This is a genomic window from Candidatus Symbiobacter mobilis CR (genome assembly GCF_000477435.1).
GTDB lineage: Bacteria > Pseudomonadota > Gammaproteobacteria > Burkholderiales > Burkholderiaceae_C > Rhodoferax > Rhodoferax mobilis.
On the sequence record NC_022576.1, the window covers coordinates 1,364,673 to 1,380,219 of the forward strand.

Here is a 15,547-nt window from a genome sequence, read left to right on the forward strand (position 1 = left end):
CCCCCTCCATTCCAGGAGCTTTCATCATGGCGAACGACTACCTCTTCACTTCCGAATCCGTCTCCGAAGGCCACCCCGACAAGGTGGCAGACCAAATTTCGGACGCAATCCTCGACGCGATCTTCGAGCAAGACCCCCGCAGCCGCGTCGCAGCGGAAACGCTGTGCAACACCGGGCTGGTCGTGCTGGCCGGGGAAATCACCACCAATGCGCACGTCGACTACATCGCGGTGGCGCGTGACACGATCCGGCGCATCGGCTACGACAACACGGAATACGGCATCGACTACAAGGGCTGCGCGGTACTCGTGGCCTACGACAGGCAGAGCAACGACATCGCCCAGGGGGTCGATCACGCAAGCGACGATCCCCTCGACGCCGGCGCCGGAGACCAGGGCCTGATGTTCGGCTACGCCTGCGACGAAACCCCGGAACTGATGCCTGCGCCGATCTACTACGCGCACCGCCTCGTCGAACGCCAGGCGCAATTGCGCAAGGACGGGCGCCTGCCCTTCCTGCGGCCCGATGCCAAAAGCCAGGTAACGATGCGTTATGTCGATGGCAAGCCGCATTCAATCGACACCATCGTCCTTTCTACGCAGCATGCCCCCGAAATGAGCCTGGGCAACCGCATGACCGACGCCTTTTACGAAGCCGTGCGCGAGGAAATCATCCGGCCCGTGCTGCCCAAGGAATGGTTGACAGCCGACACCCGCTACCTGATCAACCCCACGGGGCGTTTCGTCGTCGGCGGGCCGCAGGGCGACTGCGGGCTGACCGGGCGCAAGATCATCGTCGATACCTATGGTGGAGCCTGCCCCCATGGCGGCGGCGCGTTCAGTGGCAAAGACCCCTCCAAGGTCGATCGTTCCGCAGCCTACGCTGCGCGGTATGTGGCCAAAAACGTCGTTGCTGCAGGCTTGGCGCGCAAGTGCCAGGTGCAGGTGGCCTATGCCATCGGCGTGGCGCGTCCGATGAACATCACCGTATCCACGCAGGGGACGGGAGTGATTCCCGACGAAGCCATCGCCGAACTGGTTCACCAGCACTTCGACCTGCGCCCGCGCGGGATCATCGCGATGCTTGATCTGCTGCGCCCCATCTATACCAAGACCGCAGCCTACGGGCACTTTGGCCGCGAGGAGCCGGAGTTCACATGGGAACGCACCGACCGCGCGGATGCCCTGCGCGCTGCGGCCGGGTTATGACCCCCTGCACGACATCCTGCGCCCCACAAAGCCCGCCGTGACCGACGACTTTCCCCCGTTCCCCGAAGCTCCCGAGCAGGATCCCGAATACGCCCAGTTGCGCGTTCCGCCGCATTCGGTGGAATCAGAATCGTGCGTGCTCGGCGGGCTGCTGCTGGACAACGCCGCGTGGGATCGGGTCAGCGATCTGCTTGGCGAGAACGATTTCTATCGCCTGGAACATCGGCTGATCTTCACGGCAATCCATGCGCTCATTCAGGCCAGCAAGCCCGCCGACGTCGTCACCGTCTACGAGCAATTGCGCAGCGTGGGCAAGGCCGATGATGTGGGGGGGCTGGCGTACCTGAACGCGCTGGCGCAATTCGTCCCCAGTGCGGGGAACATCCGCCGCTACGCGGAAATCGTCCGCGACCGCTCGATTCTGCGCACGCTGATCCACACGAGCGAAGAAATCTCGGCCATGGCCTTCCAACCGCAGGGGCGGCCGGTGGCATCCGTGTTGGACGATGCAGAACAGCGCATCTTCCGCATCGGCGAACAAAGCGCACGCACCCGGCAAGGGTTTCAGCGCATGGACACCCTGGTGTCCTCGCTACTGGAACGAGTGCAGGAGATGGCCGATCACCCCAACGACGTCACCGGCGTTCCCACGGGTTTTTACGACCTCGACCGGATGACCTCCGGGTTCCAGGCAGGCGATCTGGTGGTCCTGGCCGCTCGCCCTTCGATGGGCAAGACCGCGCTGGCAATCAATATCGCCGAACACGTAGCCTTGCATGAAGGACTGCCTGTGGCCGTGTTTTCGATGGAAATGGGTGCTGCGCAGCTTGCGGTGCGCATCGTCGGCTCGATCGGGCGCATCGACCAGGGCCACCTGCGCACCGGCAAGCTGACCGACGAGGAGTGGCCGCGTCTGCTGCAAACGATCGAAAAACTGCGCACGGTCTCACTACACATCGACGAAACCGCCGGGCTGACATCCGGCGAACTGCGCGCCAACGCACGCCGACTGGCCCGCCAATGCGGCAAGCTGGGGCTGGTGGTCGTCGACTACCTGCAACTGATGAGCGGATCGGACACCGGGGGCGACAACGAAAACCGCGCCACCGAGCTGGGCGGCATCTCCCGCAACCTCAAGATGCTGGCCAAGGAACTGAAATGCCCGGTGCTGGCGCTTTCCCAGCTCAACCGGGGGGTGGAAAGCCGCCCCGACAAGCGCCCGCTGATGAGCGATTTGCGCGAGTCCGGCGCGATCGAGCAGGACGCCGACATCGTGATGTTTATCTACCGCGACGAGTACTACACCAAGGATGCGTGCAAAGAACCCGGGGTGGCGGAAATCCTCATCGCCAAACAGCGCAATGGCCCCACCGGGGTAGTCAAACTCGCGTTCCTGAACAAGCTGACCAAATTTGAATCGCTGGCTTCCCCTGGGGACTATTGAGTAGCCTGTAGCCTGTAGTAGCCCCCGCCATCGCCCATTCCCATTCCGCCATTCCCATTCCGCACAACATGCCAGAGCCATCGCTACAAGGGGGACCGGGCAACACTCCCGCAGACCCCAGCCAGCGTGGCCAACCGGGTACCCCGATGCCTCCTATGCCTCCTACAAGGGAGGCCGGGCAGGCGCAGGAATAGGCTTGGGCAGTAGCTCTTGCAGCGCTTCCTCGCTCAGCAGCTCGAAAACGCGAACGACCTTCTGCACACCGGGAATCGAGCGTGCGATGTCCGTGGCGCGATCGGCTTCCTTCTGGGAGACGCGGCCCATGAGGTACACCGCGCCCCGGTCGGTGACGACCTTGACTGCATTGGCATAGAGATCCCGCGCATCAACGAAGGCAGCCTTGACCTTGCCCGTGATGAGCGCGTCGGTAGAGCGCTGCGCCAGCGTGGTATTCCCCAGCACAGCCAACTCGTTGACGACGGACTTGACGTTTTCCACACGGGCGACGAGCTGCCCCGCAAGCTGCCGATCCTGCACAGAAGGGACTTCTCCGGTCAGCAACACTAGGCGGTTGTAGCTCGTGACGTTGATGCGGACACGATCAGCAAACTGATCCTGGATGCGCTTGCCAGCGCGTGTCTCGATCCCTTCGTCTTCGAGCTGGATGCCCGAAGTCCGCCGATCCGTAGCCACCAGCGCCCCGCCGAAAACGGCACTGCCGACGAACATGGGCGCGCAGCCCCCGAAGGTCCCCAATGCAGCCAGGGAAAGCGCTCCCGCGACGGCGAGGCCCACGGCACGCAGCGCGGCACGGGGTATGGGGTGGTTCGGCATGGCTATCCCTTTCATGGCGTGGTATCGAACCCGGCATCGACCGCCTCGCACAGGCAATGCAGGATCAGCAGATGCACTTCCTGTATCCGCGCAGTACGGCCATGGGGGACGCAAAGATGCACGTCCGACGCGCGCAGCACGCTCGCCATCTTGCCGCCATCCCGCCCAGTCAACGCGACGATGGTCATGTCCCGCTCATGGGCGGCGTCAATGGCTTGCAGGACGTTGGGGGAATTGCCGCTGGTCGAGATGGCGATCAGCACGTCACCCGCACGGCCCAAAGCGCGAACCTGCCGGGCAAAGACCGCGTCGAAACCGTAGTCGTTACCCACAGCGGTCAGGATCGATGTGTCCGTCGTCAGCGCCACGGCAGCCAGCGCGGGCCGTTCTTTCTCGAAGCGACCGACGAATTCGGCAGCGAAATGCTGCGCATCCGCCGCAGACCCACCATTGCCGCACGCCAACACCTTGCCGCCATCGACCACGCAGCGGGAGAGCAACTCCGCAGCACGCGCTATCGGGGAACAAAGTAGGGGCGCTGCGCTGCGCTTGAGTTCCGCGCTATCGAGAAAGTGCTGGAGGATGCGATCTTTCATGATGCCTGCCAGGATCCCCTGCAACCACGTGCCCTGCATCGGCGCGCAGCAATATACGGCTGCGACGAATGCAATGCAGACAAACCGGGGAGAGGGGGAAAGAAAGAGGGGGGAGAGAAGAGGGAGAAGGTGGTGGTGATAGGTGGATTTGAACCACCGACCTCAGCGTTATGAGTGCTGCGCTCTAACCACCTGAGCTATATCACCACGTGGCGCAAATTCTAGCGTGGGCTATGAGGGGGATGTGGGCGATAAAGGAGGCACCTCGCCCCTACATCAGACCGATGGGGATGTTTTCAGCGCCAACACCTCGGTCACATGTGACCAACTCCATGGTGTCGCCAGGTCTTCCTCAGCCACCACGTCGGACCGGCAACGGGGAGAGATTGATCTCGGGGTCGAGGAAGTCCTCGATGAGGTAGCCCAGACATGGGCATCGACTAGCGTGGGAATCTGGTCGCGGAATTGGAATGTGGTGAAACCCCTGCCACGGTTACAAAGCAGACCCCACCCCCGCCAGCAGCCTCGCAGCATCAAGCGAAAAGTAGCTCACTACGGCATCCGCGCCAGCACGTTTGCAGGAAAGCAGGGTTTCGAGCATGACGGCGTCGCGGTCGATCCAGCCCTGGCGGGCCGCTGCTTCGATCATGGCGTATTCGCCGGACACTTGGTACGCAAAGGTGGGTACGCGGAAGGTCGTTTTGACGCGGTACACCACGTCGAGGTACGCCAACCCGGGTTTGACGAGCACCATATCCGCCCCTTCGGCAATGTCCATCGCCACTTCCCGCATGGCTTCGTCGGTGTTGGCGGGGTCCATCTGGTAGCTTTTTTTGTCGGCAGACCCAAGCTGCGCCGCAGACCCGACCGCATCGCGAAAAGGCCCATAGAGCGCGCTGGCGTATTTGGCGCTGTAGGCGAGGATGCGCGTATCGACGAAGTGATGCGCTTCCAGCGCCTGGCGAATTGCCTTGATACGGCCATCCATCATGTCGCTCGGCGCGACGATGTCGGCGCCCGCATCGGCCAGAACCAGCGCCTGGCGAACGAGCACATCGACCGTCGCGTCGTTGAGTACGTGCGACTGCGCGTCGATCAGCCCATCCTGCCCGTGGCTGGTGTAGGGGTCCAGCGCCACATCGACCATCACGCCGAGTTGGGGGAAAGCCCCCTTGAGCGCCCGCACGGTGCGCGGAACCAGCCCTTCACCACGCAGTGCCTCGCGACCATCGGGGGTTTTGAGGGCAGGATCAATGACCGGGAACAGCGCCATCACCGGGATGCCCAGCTCCACGCACTCCTGCGCACGCAACAGGACGTGATCGATGCTGAGCCGGAACACCCCCGGCATCGACGCGACGGGCTGGCGCTGGTTCGTCCCCTCGACGATGAAAACGGGGTCGATCAGGTCGTGCGCGCTGAGGTGGTGTTCGCAAACGAGATTGCGGATGAAACCATCGCGGCGCAGGCGGCGCGGGCGCCCTTCGGGATATGGGGCAAACAGGGGAATGGGCATAGGTTCACCAAAAAGAATGCATAGGACGTTCGCTCACACCCCGCGCAAACGATCTTGCGCAAAGCGGGTACGAAAGGATTCGACGCGAGATTCGAGGATCGCCGTGCGCATCTCGCGCATCAACTGCACGAGGTAATGCAGGTTGTGGATGCTCGCAAGCATCGGGCCGAGCATCTCTCCACAGCGGTCGAGGTGGTGCAGATAGGCCCTGCTGAACCCGCCGCGAACGCTGCTGTCCAGGGCCGTGCGCCCCGCGCAGGCGTAACAGGTGCAGCCTTCGTCGATGGGAGCGGGGTCGCTTTTGTAGCGGGCGTTGCGAATCTTGAGGTTGCCGTAGCGCGTCAGCAGCGTGCCATTGCGCGCATTGCGCGTGGGCAAGACGCAGTCGAACAAATCGACCCCCTGGAGCACCCCTTCGACCAAGTCTTCGGGGGTGCCGACCCCCATCAGGTAGCGCGGCTTGTGCGCTGGCAGCAGGCGTGGGGTGTGCGCCAGGATGCGCAGCATCTCTTCCTTCGGCTCGCCCACGCTGACGCCGCCGATGGCGTAGCCGGGGAAGTCCATCGCAATGAGTGCATCGACCGAGGCACTGCGCAGGTTCTCGTACATGCCCCCCTGCACGATGCCGAACAGGGCATTGGGGTTCTCCAGCGCACGAAAGGCGTCCTGGCTGCGGCGCGCCCAACGCAGGCTCAGCTCCATCGACGTGCGGGCCTGCCGTTCGGTCGTCAATCTCTCCGGGGCCTGGGGGTCCCGGTACGGCGTGCATTCATCGAGCTGCATGCAAATATCCGCGTCCAAGACAGTCTGGATGCGGATGCTCACTTCGGGCGACAGGAACAGCTTGTCCCCATTGATCGGCGAGGCAAAGTGCGCGCCTTCTTCGGTGAGCTTGCGCATCGCGCCGAGGCTCCAGACCTGAAAGCCGCCGGAATCGGTCAAGATGGGCCGGTGCCAGCCCTCGAAGGCGTGCAGCCCCCCAAACCGTTCGATCACCTCCAGCCCCGGGCGCAGCCACAGGTGGAAAGCGTTGCCCAGGATGATCTCGGCCCCCATCGCTTCGAGCGCGTTGGGCAACACCCCCTTAACCGTCCCGTAGGTTCCCACGGGCATGAAAGCCGGGGTATGCACCACGCCACGCCGCAAAGTCAGCACACCAGCCCGCGCTTGCGAACCGGTGTCGGTGGCCTGGAGGGGGTCGGTGGCTTGGATGTCGAAACGCAGGGGTGTACCGTCGACGCAAACGTTTGTGCCATGCATGATTTCCGCGCTCCTACGACACATGGCCCACCCCATGCTTCTGCATACGTTGATCGCGACTGCCGTCGCTCCTACAACGGGTTCGGAGTCACCGGGTTGCAGCCATGGCAAAGCCATAGCGTCCCGGTGGACCACCCACTGAACGAATCAGACGGAAAAGCTCGAACCGCAGCCGCAGGTGGTGACGGCGTTGGGGTTTTTGATGACGAAGCGCGAACCTTCGAGGTCTTCCTTGAAGTCGATTTCCGCGCCGACCATGTACTGGTAGCTCATGGGGTCGATCAGGAGCGAAACGCCGTTTTTCTGCATCACGGTGTCGTCCTCGTTGGTGATCTCGTCGAACGTGAAGCCGTATTGAAACCCCGCGCACCCGCCGCCTTGCACGAACACGCGCAGCTTCAGATCGGGGTTCCCTTCTTCCACGATCAATTCGGCCACCTTCGCGGCAGCGCGGTCGGTAAACACGAGGGGGTCAGGCACGAGAGGGTCAGGCACTGCTTCTTGCGCGGTAGTGGTATTCATGGCATTCCTCTGCATTGATCTTCGTCAGGAAAATGGGCATGGAATGTATCGTAAGGGCTGCACCACAATCGTCTCCCCCATCGCCACAAGGCCCCCCCCCATGATCCGCAGAAACCCCAGCGGGCACCTGCCCGTCATTGCCGAATCCGCCTATATCGATAGCACCGCCATCATCTGCGGCAAGGTCGTGATCGAAGAACATGTCTTCGTCGGCCCCTATGCGGTGATCCGTGCCGACGAAGTTAACGCGCAGGGCGATATGGAGCCGATCCGCATTGGTTCGCACTCCAACATCCAAGACGGGGTAGTCATCCACTCCAAATCCGGCGCCGCAGTCACCATCGGGAGCTATACCTCGATCGCGCACAGATCGATCATCCATGGCCCTTGCATCATCGGCAACCGCGTGTTCATCGGGTTCAACAGCGTGCTTTTCCACTGCACGGTGGGCGACGGGTGCGTGGTGCGCCACAACGTCGTCATCGATGGGTGCAACCTGCCGCCGGGCTTTGCCGTAGGCTCTACCGAACGCCTGGGGCCCAAAACCGACCTCAGCGCCCTGCCCAAAGTCTGTTTTTCCGCTGCGGAGTTCTCCGAAGACGTGGCACAGACCAATATTGACCTGATCAAAGGCTACAAGGCGCTACACAACGAGTTTTGAACCCAGATAGTCCATGAGGGTTTGCAGGGCAGGTGGATGCAGTGGCGAGGCAGTTTTGGCCTGACTGAGGCGTTCATAGCTTGAGCTATGAACAACGAAGAAGGGCAAAAATGGCCGTCAGGGCGCCGCCTGTACGCAAACAGCACCAAAGGTGCGCCTCATGGACTATCTGGGTTGAAGAGTTTCAGTCAGACACCTGCGGCGCAGCGGGAACGACGGAAGCCGCAGCGTCCTGCATCGGGCACAGGCGGCCGTTGACCAGGGCGCCCTGGTGCATTTCCAGCGCCTGGTACGTCACATCGCCCAGCACACGGGCCTTGGGTTGGAGTTCGAGCATGACCCGCGCACGCACCGGGCCATGCACGGCGCCGTTGACGATGACGTGGTCGGCCTCGATTTCGCCATGCACCGTCGCCGATTCGGACACGACGAGGATGCTCGCGCTACCAGGCCGCCCAAGGACGTTTCCGCGCAGCTCGCCATCGAGGCGCAGCCCATCCTGAAAAACCACGTTGCCTTCAATGGCGCAGCCCGGCGAAATCAGGCTTTTGATGGTGGGTTGCTTGTGTCCGAACATCGACGACTCCAGCCAAGGGAGAGGCAAAAAAGGAGGAATTACAGTGGGATGGTTCGCTCGGCGCGCACCACGCCATCGAGGTATACGCGGGCCGTCACCTGCTGCAAGACCGCATTCGCCGGCGGGCGGAACACACCCTGCCGACGCACGTATTGCACCACTTCCAACGGCACCAGGCCGCTAGCCAGCCCTGCAGACCACGGTTTTCCGTGCGCACGTCCCGAAAAGGTGAGCGCCAGTTGCACCCGCGTGGGGGAAGGATTTTTGGCCGACTGCATCACCAGCACTTGCCATGACCATTCCCCGCTGGCCAGCTTCTGCGCTTGCAGCCCGCGTATCGACAAGCCTGGCGCGCCGGAAGCCGGAATCAGCCGCTCGAAAAACGCCAAGTCTTCGCGCAGGCGGTGGTTTTCGGCTTCGATGGCCCGGTGTACGGCCAACCATTGTTCTTGCGCCGCGCGTTGCGTGGCTTGCAGCGTGCGTGCGGCATCCGCCGCTGCTTGCACGGTATGCAAGGACTGCTCCAGTTGCGTGACACGCTCGCGCAGCGCATCGCGCTCCTGCCGCAACTGCTGCATCGTGGCATCGCCCCAGCCCAGCCCCCACAGCGTGGCAGCCAACACCGCCGCAGCGAGCAGCAGCGCGGCCCACCGCCACGGCGGCGCCCACGCAGCGCACACCGACACCTGTACTGCACGGGGAGGATATCGACGGGGAACAGTGCGCCAAAACATGACAAAAAAACCCGGACAAAAAAAAGCCCCGGCACCCACCCTGTGGCAGGAACGCGGGGCCTGTGCAAACAGCGATCAGCGCTTGCTGAACTGCTTGCGTCGGCGTGCGCCGTGCAGACCGACCTTCTTGCGCTCGACGATGCGGGCGTCTCGGGTCACGAAGCCTGCCTGGCTCAGCGCGGGCTTGAGGGTCTCGTCATATTCGATCAGCGCACGGGTGATGCCGTGGCGAATCGCCCCCGCCTGCCCAGATTCCCCTCCGCCGGCAACGTTCACGACGATGTCGAAGTTGTCGAGGTTGTGCGTCAACACCAATGGCTGCTTGCACACCATGATCGACGTCGCCCGGCCAAAAAACTGGTCGATGGGCTTGTCATTGACCTGAATGCTGCCAGAGCCTTTTTTCAGAAAAACCCGTGCGACGCTCGATTTGCGACGCCCGGTACCGTGATTCCAATCCTTGATCATGCCGTGCTCCTAGATCACCAATGTCTTGGGTTGCTGCGCCGTGTGGGGATGACTATCCCCGGCATACACCTTGAGTTTTTTGATCATGGCGTACCCCAGCGGCCCCTTGGGCAACATCCCTTTGACGGCCTTTTCCAAGGCGCGGCCAGGATGCTTGGCCTGCATGTCGCGGAAGTTGATGGCCCGGATCCCCCCTGGGTACCCGGTATGGCGGTAGTAGACCTTGTCAAGGGCCTTGGTACCGGTGACGCGGAGCTTGGCCGCATTGATGACGACGATGTAGTCGCCGGTGTCGACGTGAGGGGTGTACGTGGGTTTGTGCTTTCCGCGCAGGCGACGGGCAACTTCGCTGGCTACCCGCCCGAGTACCTGGTCTGTGGCGTCGAGCACATACCACTCATGCACGACCTCTGCAGGCTTGGCACTGAATGTGGACATGGATGGACTTCGTTGAAAAAGAAAGAGAAAACAGGACTATTCGGGAATCTCTCTGACGGAAACCTCCGAATCGCCGCACCAGGTACATCTTTGCGCACCCCTTGCGACCCCGCCGCGCAGCCCCTAAGGCGCAACGGAACTGAGCATTATAGGAACGCAGATCCCGCTGCAAAATCAGGAACGCACCCTCCTTTCCACACCACCGCCCGGTGCGCACGACCACATTGCGCGGCATTCTCAAAGGCAATATCTGCTCGCACTTTTAAGGAATGCGATTATTGTCTGCAAAATCGTTCAAAACGACATTCAATGCTTTGGTGGAAATCAACACTTCCCACAAAGAGCATAGCAAGGATAACATCAACGCCAAAACACTCACGCCAAATAAAATCTCCCCAACATGGATCATGTTGATGAATATACAAAACATCGAACATGTGCAGATCAAAAAACTCAATACACCCAGCGCCTGCATTCCCTGGACAAGCTTTATTCGTAGGCGAAGACTGGGAATTTGCTTCCTATTCAATTCACGATGATCCTGTGATTTTTCGGAATGCATATCACGTATCAACTTTGCCAACACAAAGAATCTGTTGGTATAAGCCAACATGATCAACGCAATAGAACCAAAAAGAAGCGCTGGAGTTCCGAGTGTCATAGCTATTTTCCAATAAAGTAGTATTTGTTGCGCATAGTTCACTTTCCAGGGTAACAGTAGCACTCGCTTGCTACCGTCTTGTGCGCCGCAATGATGCGAATGACATGCGAATGACGTGCAAATGACGCATGACTCCAGTGTATGCACATGGGGAATACAGCGAAAAACGTTGCCAGCGAGAAGGCATATTGGCGCGGTCTCTCTATAGGCTACTTGCCCAGCCGGGGCGAATCAGCATCCATGCCTGTTTGCCGAGGTTCTGCCACGCAAGACAATGCCTCACTCCGCAAGGCCCCACCCCGTTTTGCTGCAAGCCCCCCATGCATGACCGCCCTTTTCTCGAACAAGCACTCCAACTGGCCCACAACGGGCTGGTTCTCACCGCACCGAACCCCCGCGTTGGATGCGTCCTGACCGACCCCCACGGGTGCGTACTGGGGCAAGGGCACACGCAGCGCGCAGGCGAACCCCATGCGGAAATCATGGCCTTGCGCGATGCCGCGACCAGGGGGCACGATGTTCATGGTGCCACGGCCTACGTCACGCTCGAACCTTGTTCGCACACCGGGCGCACCCCCCCTTGTTGCAATGCGCTGATTGCTGCGGGGATTCGCCGTGTCGTCGCCACCCAGCAAGACCCGAACCCCCTGGTGCGTGGGCAGGGCTTCGCAGCCCTGCGCAATGCCGGGGTCACGGTCGATGTCCTCCCCCCCGAAGACGCGCTGGCCCAGGCGTGCCGTGAGCTGAATCTGGGGTTTTTCAGCCGGATGCTGCGGGGCAGACCGTGGGTGCGGATGAAGTGCGCCGCGTCGCTCGACGGCAAAACGGCGTTGCCCGATGGGCAGAGCCGGTGGATCACCTCCGCCCCGGCGCGCACCGACGGCCACGCATGGCGTGCGCGATCCTGCGCGGTGCTGACCGGCGTGGGCACCGTGCTGGCCGACGACCCCCTGCTCGATGTGCGTTGGATCGACACCCCCCGGCAACCCGCGATCGTCATTGCCGACAGCACGCTACGCACGCCGCCCGATGCAGCCGTGTTCCGCACGGCGCGCCTGCGCTTGGTGTACACCGCATCGCACGACGCACAACGCAGCGCCGCATTGCAGGAATGTGGGGTCACCATCGTCCAGATGCCGAATCCGCAAGGCCAGGTCGATCTAGCGGGAATGCTCGGCGATCTGGCCCAAAGAGAAGTCAACGAATTGCACGTGGAAGCGGGGGCGCGGCTCTGCGGCGCGCTCTGGCAAGCCGGGCTGGTCGACGAGATGGTGCTGTACCTCGCCCCCAAGCTGCTCGGCCAAGGCCGCGACCTCGCCCACTTCGGCCCCTTGCACGATTTGGGCGAAGCCATCGCGCTCGAATTCCAGGACATCGAGCGCGTGGGGGTCGATCTACGCATCGTCGCCAGGGTTCGGGGGCGTGAGCTGTTTTGACAACGCGCAGACGGCGCACCCCTCATGACCCCATCACGCATCCCCCTCTTTCTGCTGTGCGCGATGGCAGCGCTCGCCCCTGCTGTGGGCGTTCCGTACGAAGAACTGTTGCAGGACACGCTCAAGTCGATCGTCGTCGCCGCAGGCACCCTGGCGGCTTGCGGGGGGTTTCTCTGGGCGTACCGCAACGGGCCACAGGATGCATGGCTTCCCCATGCCTTGCCTCACGACGCCCTGCCTCCCCTTGCCCTACCCCCTCTCGCCGTCCTGCCATTCGGACTGATGGCCTACGCGCTGGGGAGCATGGCGTGGTCGCATACCTACCTTGCTGGGGTCGAGGCGGTGCGATGGTTCCTCTTTGGCTCGATCGTCCTGCTGGGGACACAACTGTTTTCCGTTCGCCATGTCACGCTGCTGGCGTGGGGCGTACACCTGGGCGCGGTGGTGGCATCGCTGTGGGCAAGCTGGCAGTTCTGGTTCGGGTGGTCGTTTTTTCCCCAGGGGCCGAATCCGGCTTCGACGTTCATCAACCGCAATTTCCTTGCGGAATACCTGGTGTGCGCGCTGCCCTATTCCGTCCTGCTGCTGGCAAGGGTGCGGGACAAATCCACGGTGTTCGTGCTCTCTGCCTCGCTGGCGTGGGTCGTCGTCGCGCTGCTGATGACGGGTACACGCTCTGCCCTGACCGCACTGGCCGGGCTGGCCGTCGTACTGCCCACTGCGCTATGGATGCTGCGGCGGGAGGTGGTATCGCAAGGCTGGAGCCGGGGCCATGTCGTCGCGCTGGTCGCCACCCTGGGCCTGGTCATCGCAGGGCTGGGGAGCATCCCCACGAACAACACGACCTTGATCCAGGAATATGGCCGCATCGATGCGCTGCACCGCAGCACCCAGCGCGTGGCTTCGCTAACCCAGCCACAGGAATACACGGAAGGGTCGATCTCAATCCGATCCCGGATGTGGATGGCCACGCTGCGGATGATTGCCGACCACCCCTTAGCGGGAGTCGGCGCGGGTGCGTGGGAAGTCCACGTTCCCCGCTATCAGGACGACGACCTCTCCACCGAGCTGGACTACTACGCGCACCACGAACCCTTGCAGCTCGTAGCCGAATATGGCTTGGTGGGCTGGGGCTTTTTGGTGCTGCTGCTGGCATATCTGGCGCGCACTGCATTCCAGATTTGGCGCGAACGGAACGCTGGCGTAGCCATACCCGCCGACACGCCAGCAGAGATGCACGCCACGATGCATGACGCCACGCAAGCCGAATTGCCCACCACCATGCAAGCCGATGCGCTCATCCGCACTTGCGCCTTGGCCAGCGTGGCTGCGCTGCTATGGGTCAGCCAAGGGGGGTTTCCGTGGCGGATGGCCGCGACGGGGGCGCTATTCGCCTTGGGGCTGGCGGTGCTGAGCGCGGCGGATCGGGCTTCCAACGCCGTCATCCCCCCCTGGTTCCGCCCGCGCCCATGGACGATACAACGTCACCATGCCGTCGCCATGCTGTGCGCGATGGCCGTATGCATCGGCATGGCCATCGCCATCAGCACCCAAGCCGTGCGTTGCGAATGGTGGCTGGTGCGTGCGGGCAAAACTGCGCTGGGCATCGCCGCTACCCGCACGGCCCAAGACCCCCGGTGGGATGCCGAGAAGCAGGCCGTCGTCGGCTGGCTGCGTGAGGGCATCGCCATCCACCCGCACTACCGCAAGCTCAGCGTCATCGCCGCAGATGCCATGGCCCGGTGGGGGGACTGGGCGCACGCGACGTGGGTGTGGGAATCCGTGCTCGCGTCGCGCCCCTACGTCGTCTCGCTGCGGGTGAATGCCGCGCGTGGCCATCTCGCCGCCGGGGACATTCCGGGGGCGTACCGCCACTATGCACTGGCGCTGCACGTCAACCCGCATTCCCCGGCGCTGCAAGCGCTGCACGTCACCCTGCTGCACCGGGAAGGCCAAATCGGCCCAGCGATGCGGCGCGCACGTGCGCTGCTGGTTAGCGGCGTCATAGACCAAAACCTTGTGCAAGAGGCCTACGTGCTGGGGCGCAGCCATGACCTTGATCTGGCAATCCTGGCCATGCACGCTGGCATCCGCGCCTGGCCGCAACGCGCCATGGACGGCTGGCTGCGCCTGGGGCACCTGTACCTGGCCAAACACGACCCCGACCGCGCCCGCAAAGCCTTTGCAACCGCCCTGGCGCTTTCCCCGCCGATGACGCGGTGGCTGCTACAGGAACACATTCCCAAGGCGTACCGGCCGGTGGAGTAGGTGTGCCTTGCTGCCCTCACTGCCCGCCCGCGCAACCCTCCTCCCCAAACTCTTCTCCGGCGAATGGTCTGTTACTAGTAGCCCGTTCCGTCAAAAGGATGACAAGATGACATGGATGGATTTTTGTGTCTGGCTAGGCGAGAGAAGACGCAATTGCCGCAGCTATTGCAACAACAAACAACAACGCCAGCCCCCTTGCGGAACTGGCGGGTGACCGGCATCGCTTCCAGGCGGAGCTGGAACGGATTGGTGCTCGGCATCCTCCTGTACCTTGCGTACATTCCGGTTCCTGCGCTCCGACGCCACGCACACTGCTTCGGCTCGCCTGCCTACCGAAATTGGTTCTTCGTGCGACTCCATAGCAGAGGGCCGATCTGGTCGAGCCAGACGGTGTGGTCCGGTGTCACGCAGGCCAATGCAGCGCGGGGCATCTCCGGCGCTTCGGCGCTGTCGGGGTCTTGAATCAGAATTTCGCCGTGCGCTGCTTGCACTGCACACAGACCGTCGCTGCCATCGTCGTTGCCGCCGGTCAGTAGTACCGCCAGCAACGCCGGGCCGTAGTAGGCGGCGGCGGTTGTGAACAGGGGGTCGATGGCGGGGCGAGAATGTTTGACTTTCGGCCCGTCCGACAAACGCATGCGCCCGTCCTCGTCGATCAGCAGATGACGGTCCGGCGGTGCCAGATGCACATGGCCTCGTTGAGGCAATTCGCCGTCCCCGGCGAAGTCGACCGGCAATCGGCATTCGCGCGCCAGCGCAGTCAGTACGTATGCGTCGCTGCCCGGATGCTGGTGCCGTGCAACAAGAATGGGCGCGGCAAAATCGACCGGCAGCGGTGCCAGCATGGTGCGCAGGGCATCGAAGCCCCCTTGTGATGCGCCAACGACGATCAGCCTGGAAATGGGTCTCATGGGGCTGGGCGAT

16 protein-coding genes and 1 tRNA gene are annotated in these 15,547 nt (G+C 62.6%); 5 read left to right on the top strand and 12 right to left on the bottom strand.

The window, feature by feature from the left end:
• Nucleotides 1-26: 26 nt before the first annotated feature.
• Entirely contained in the window at nucleotides 27-1,208 is a 1,182-nt protein-coding gene (gene metK / locus CENROD_RS05620; RefSeq protein WP_022772368.1) for a methionine adenosyltransferase, read from the top strand.
• 37 nt (nucleotides 1,209-1,245) lie between these two features.
• The gene (gene dnaB, locus CENROD_RS05625) at nucleotides 1,246-2,652 is read left to right on the top strand and encodes a replicative DNA helicase (RefSeq protein ID WP_041194155.1); all 1,407 of its coding nucleotides are present in this window, start codon (nucleotides 1,246-1,248) and stop codon (nucleotides 2,650-2,652) included.
• Nucleotides 2,653-2,814: 162 nt separating this feature from the next.
• Here the strand turns inward: dnaB and CENROD_RS05630 are convergent, their stop codons facing one another.
• From CENROD_RS05630 to erpA, 6 genes are all read right to left on the bottom strand, one after another.
• Nucleotides 2,815-3,486: a BON domain-containing protein gene (locus CENROD_RS05630; protein WP_022772378.1), complete on the bottom strand. Its 672-nt coding sequence runs from the start codon at nucleotides 3,484-3,486 to the stop codon at nucleotides 2,815-2,817.
• A gap of 11 nt (nucleotides 3,487-3,497) precedes the next feature.
• Nucleotides 3,498-4,082: a phosphoheptose isomerase gene (locus CENROD_RS05635; RefSeq protein WP_041194157.1), complete on the bottom strand. Its 585-nt coding sequence runs from the start codon at nucleotides 4,080-4,082 to the stop codon at nucleotides 3,498-3,500.
• A gap of 130 nt (nucleotides 4,083-4,212) precedes the next feature.
• Nucleotides 4,213-4,289: transfer RNA gene (locus CENROD_RS05640), tRNA-Met, on the bottom strand.
• A 286-nt stretch (nucleotides 4,290-4,575) separates the two neighbouring features.
• The gene (gene hemB, locus CENROD_RS05645) at nucleotides 4,576-5,598 is read right to left on the bottom strand and encodes a porphobilinogen synthase (RefSeq protein ID WP_022772387.1); all 1,023 of its coding nucleotides are present in this window, start codon (nucleotides 5,596-5,598) and stop codon (nucleotides 4,576-4,578) included.
• Nucleotides 5,599-5,631: 33 nt separating this feature from the next.
• The gene (gene tgt, locus CENROD_RS05650; protein ID WP_022772388.1) at nucleotides 5,632-6,858 is read right to left on the bottom strand and encodes a tRNA guanosine(34) transglycosylase Tgt; all 1,227 of its coding nucleotides are present in this window, start codon (nucleotides 6,856-6,858) and stop codon (nucleotides 5,632-5,634) included.
• Between the two features lie 147 nt (nucleotides 6,859-7,005).
• Nucleotides 7,006-7,395 carry an iron-sulfur cluster insertion protein ErpA gene (gene erpA, locus CENROD_RS05655; protein WP_051360316.1) on the bottom strand — a complete coding sequence of 130 codons (390 nt, stop codon included), beginning with the start codon at nucleotides 7,393-7,395 and terminating at the stop codon, nucleotides 7,006-7,008.
• An 85-nt stretch (nucleotides 7,396-7,480) separates the two neighbouring features.
• Here erpA and CENROD_RS05660 point away from each other — a divergent pair, with 85 nt between their 5' ends.
• Nucleotides 7,481-8,041 (top strand): DapH/DapD/GlmU-related protein, encoded by a 561-nt coding sequence (locus tag CENROD_RS05660; RefSeq protein WP_022772390.1) that lies wholly within the window; start codon nucleotides 7,481-7,483, stop codon nucleotides 8,039-8,041.
• 184 nt (nucleotides 8,042-8,225) lie between these two features.
• On the opposite strand, the gene CENROD_RS05665 is transcribed toward CENROD_RS05660, so the two are convergent.
• The 5 genes from CENROD_RS05665 to CENROD_RS05685 all read right to left on the bottom strand — a co-directional run bounded on the left by CENROD_RS05665 (nucleotide 8,226) and on the right by CENROD_RS05685 (nucleotide 10,919).
• Nucleotides 8,226-8,618, bottom strand: coding sequence for a bactofilin family protein (locus CENROD_RS05665; protein ID WP_022772394.1), 393 nt, complete (start codon nucleotides 8,616-8,618; stop codon nucleotides 8,226-8,228).
• A 38-nt stretch (nucleotides 8,619-8,656) separates the two neighbouring features.
• Nucleotides 8,657-9,352, bottom strand: coding sequence for a DUF6776 family protein (locus CENROD_RS05670; protein WP_022772398.1), 696 nt, complete (start codon nucleotides 9,350-9,352; stop codon nucleotides 8,657-8,659).
• Between the two features lie 75 nt (nucleotides 9,353-9,427).
• Nucleotides 9,428-9,820, bottom strand: a complete 393-nt coding sequence (gene rpsI / locus CENROD_RS05675; protein ID WP_022772401.1) for a 30S ribosomal protein S9 — start codon at nucleotides 9,818-9,820, stop codon at nucleotides 9,428-9,430.
• Between the two features lie 9 nt (nucleotides 9,821-9,829).
• Nucleotides 9,830-10,258: a 50S ribosomal protein L13 gene (gene rplM / locus CENROD_RS05680; protein WP_022772404.1), complete on the bottom strand. Its 429-nt coding sequence runs from the start codon at nucleotides 10,256-10,258 to the stop codon at nucleotides 9,830-9,832.
• 262 nt (nucleotides 10,259-10,520) lie between these two features.
• Nucleotides 10,521-10,919, bottom strand: coding sequence for a DUF2721 domain-containing protein (locus CENROD_RS05685; RefSeq protein WP_022772407.1), 399 nt, complete (start codon nucleotides 10,917-10,919; stop codon nucleotides 10,521-10,523).
• Between the two features lie 320 nt (nucleotides 10,920-11,239).
• On the opposite strand from CENROD_RS05685, the gene ribD reads away from it, so the two are divergent.
• The gene (ribD, locus tag CENROD_RS05690; protein WP_022772411.1) at nucleotides 11,240-12,355 is read left to right on the top strand and encodes a bifunctional diaminohydroxyphosphoribosylaminopyrimidine deaminase/5-amino-6-(5-phosphoribosylamino)uracil reductase RibD; all 1,116 of its coding nucleotides are present in this window, start codon (nucleotides 11,240-11,242) and stop codon (nucleotides 12,353-12,355) included.
• Nucleotides 12,356-12,379: 24 nt separating this feature from the next.
• Nucleotides 12,380-14,623 (top strand): O-antigen ligase family protein, encoded by a 2,244-nt coding sequence (locus CENROD_RS05695; RefSeq protein WP_041193314.1) that lies wholly within the window; start codon nucleotides 12,380-12,382, stop codon nucleotides 14,621-14,623.
• 329 nt (nucleotides 14,624-14,952) lie between these two features.
• Here CENROD_RS05695 and CENROD_RS05700 read toward each other — a convergent pair whose 3' ends face one another.
• Nucleotides 14,953-15,534, bottom strand: coding sequence for a chemotaxis protein CheB (locus CENROD_RS05700; protein WP_022772419.1), 582 nt, complete (start codon nucleotides 15,532-15,534; stop codon nucleotides 14,953-14,955).
• Nucleotides 15,535-15,547: the final 13 nt, after the last annotated feature.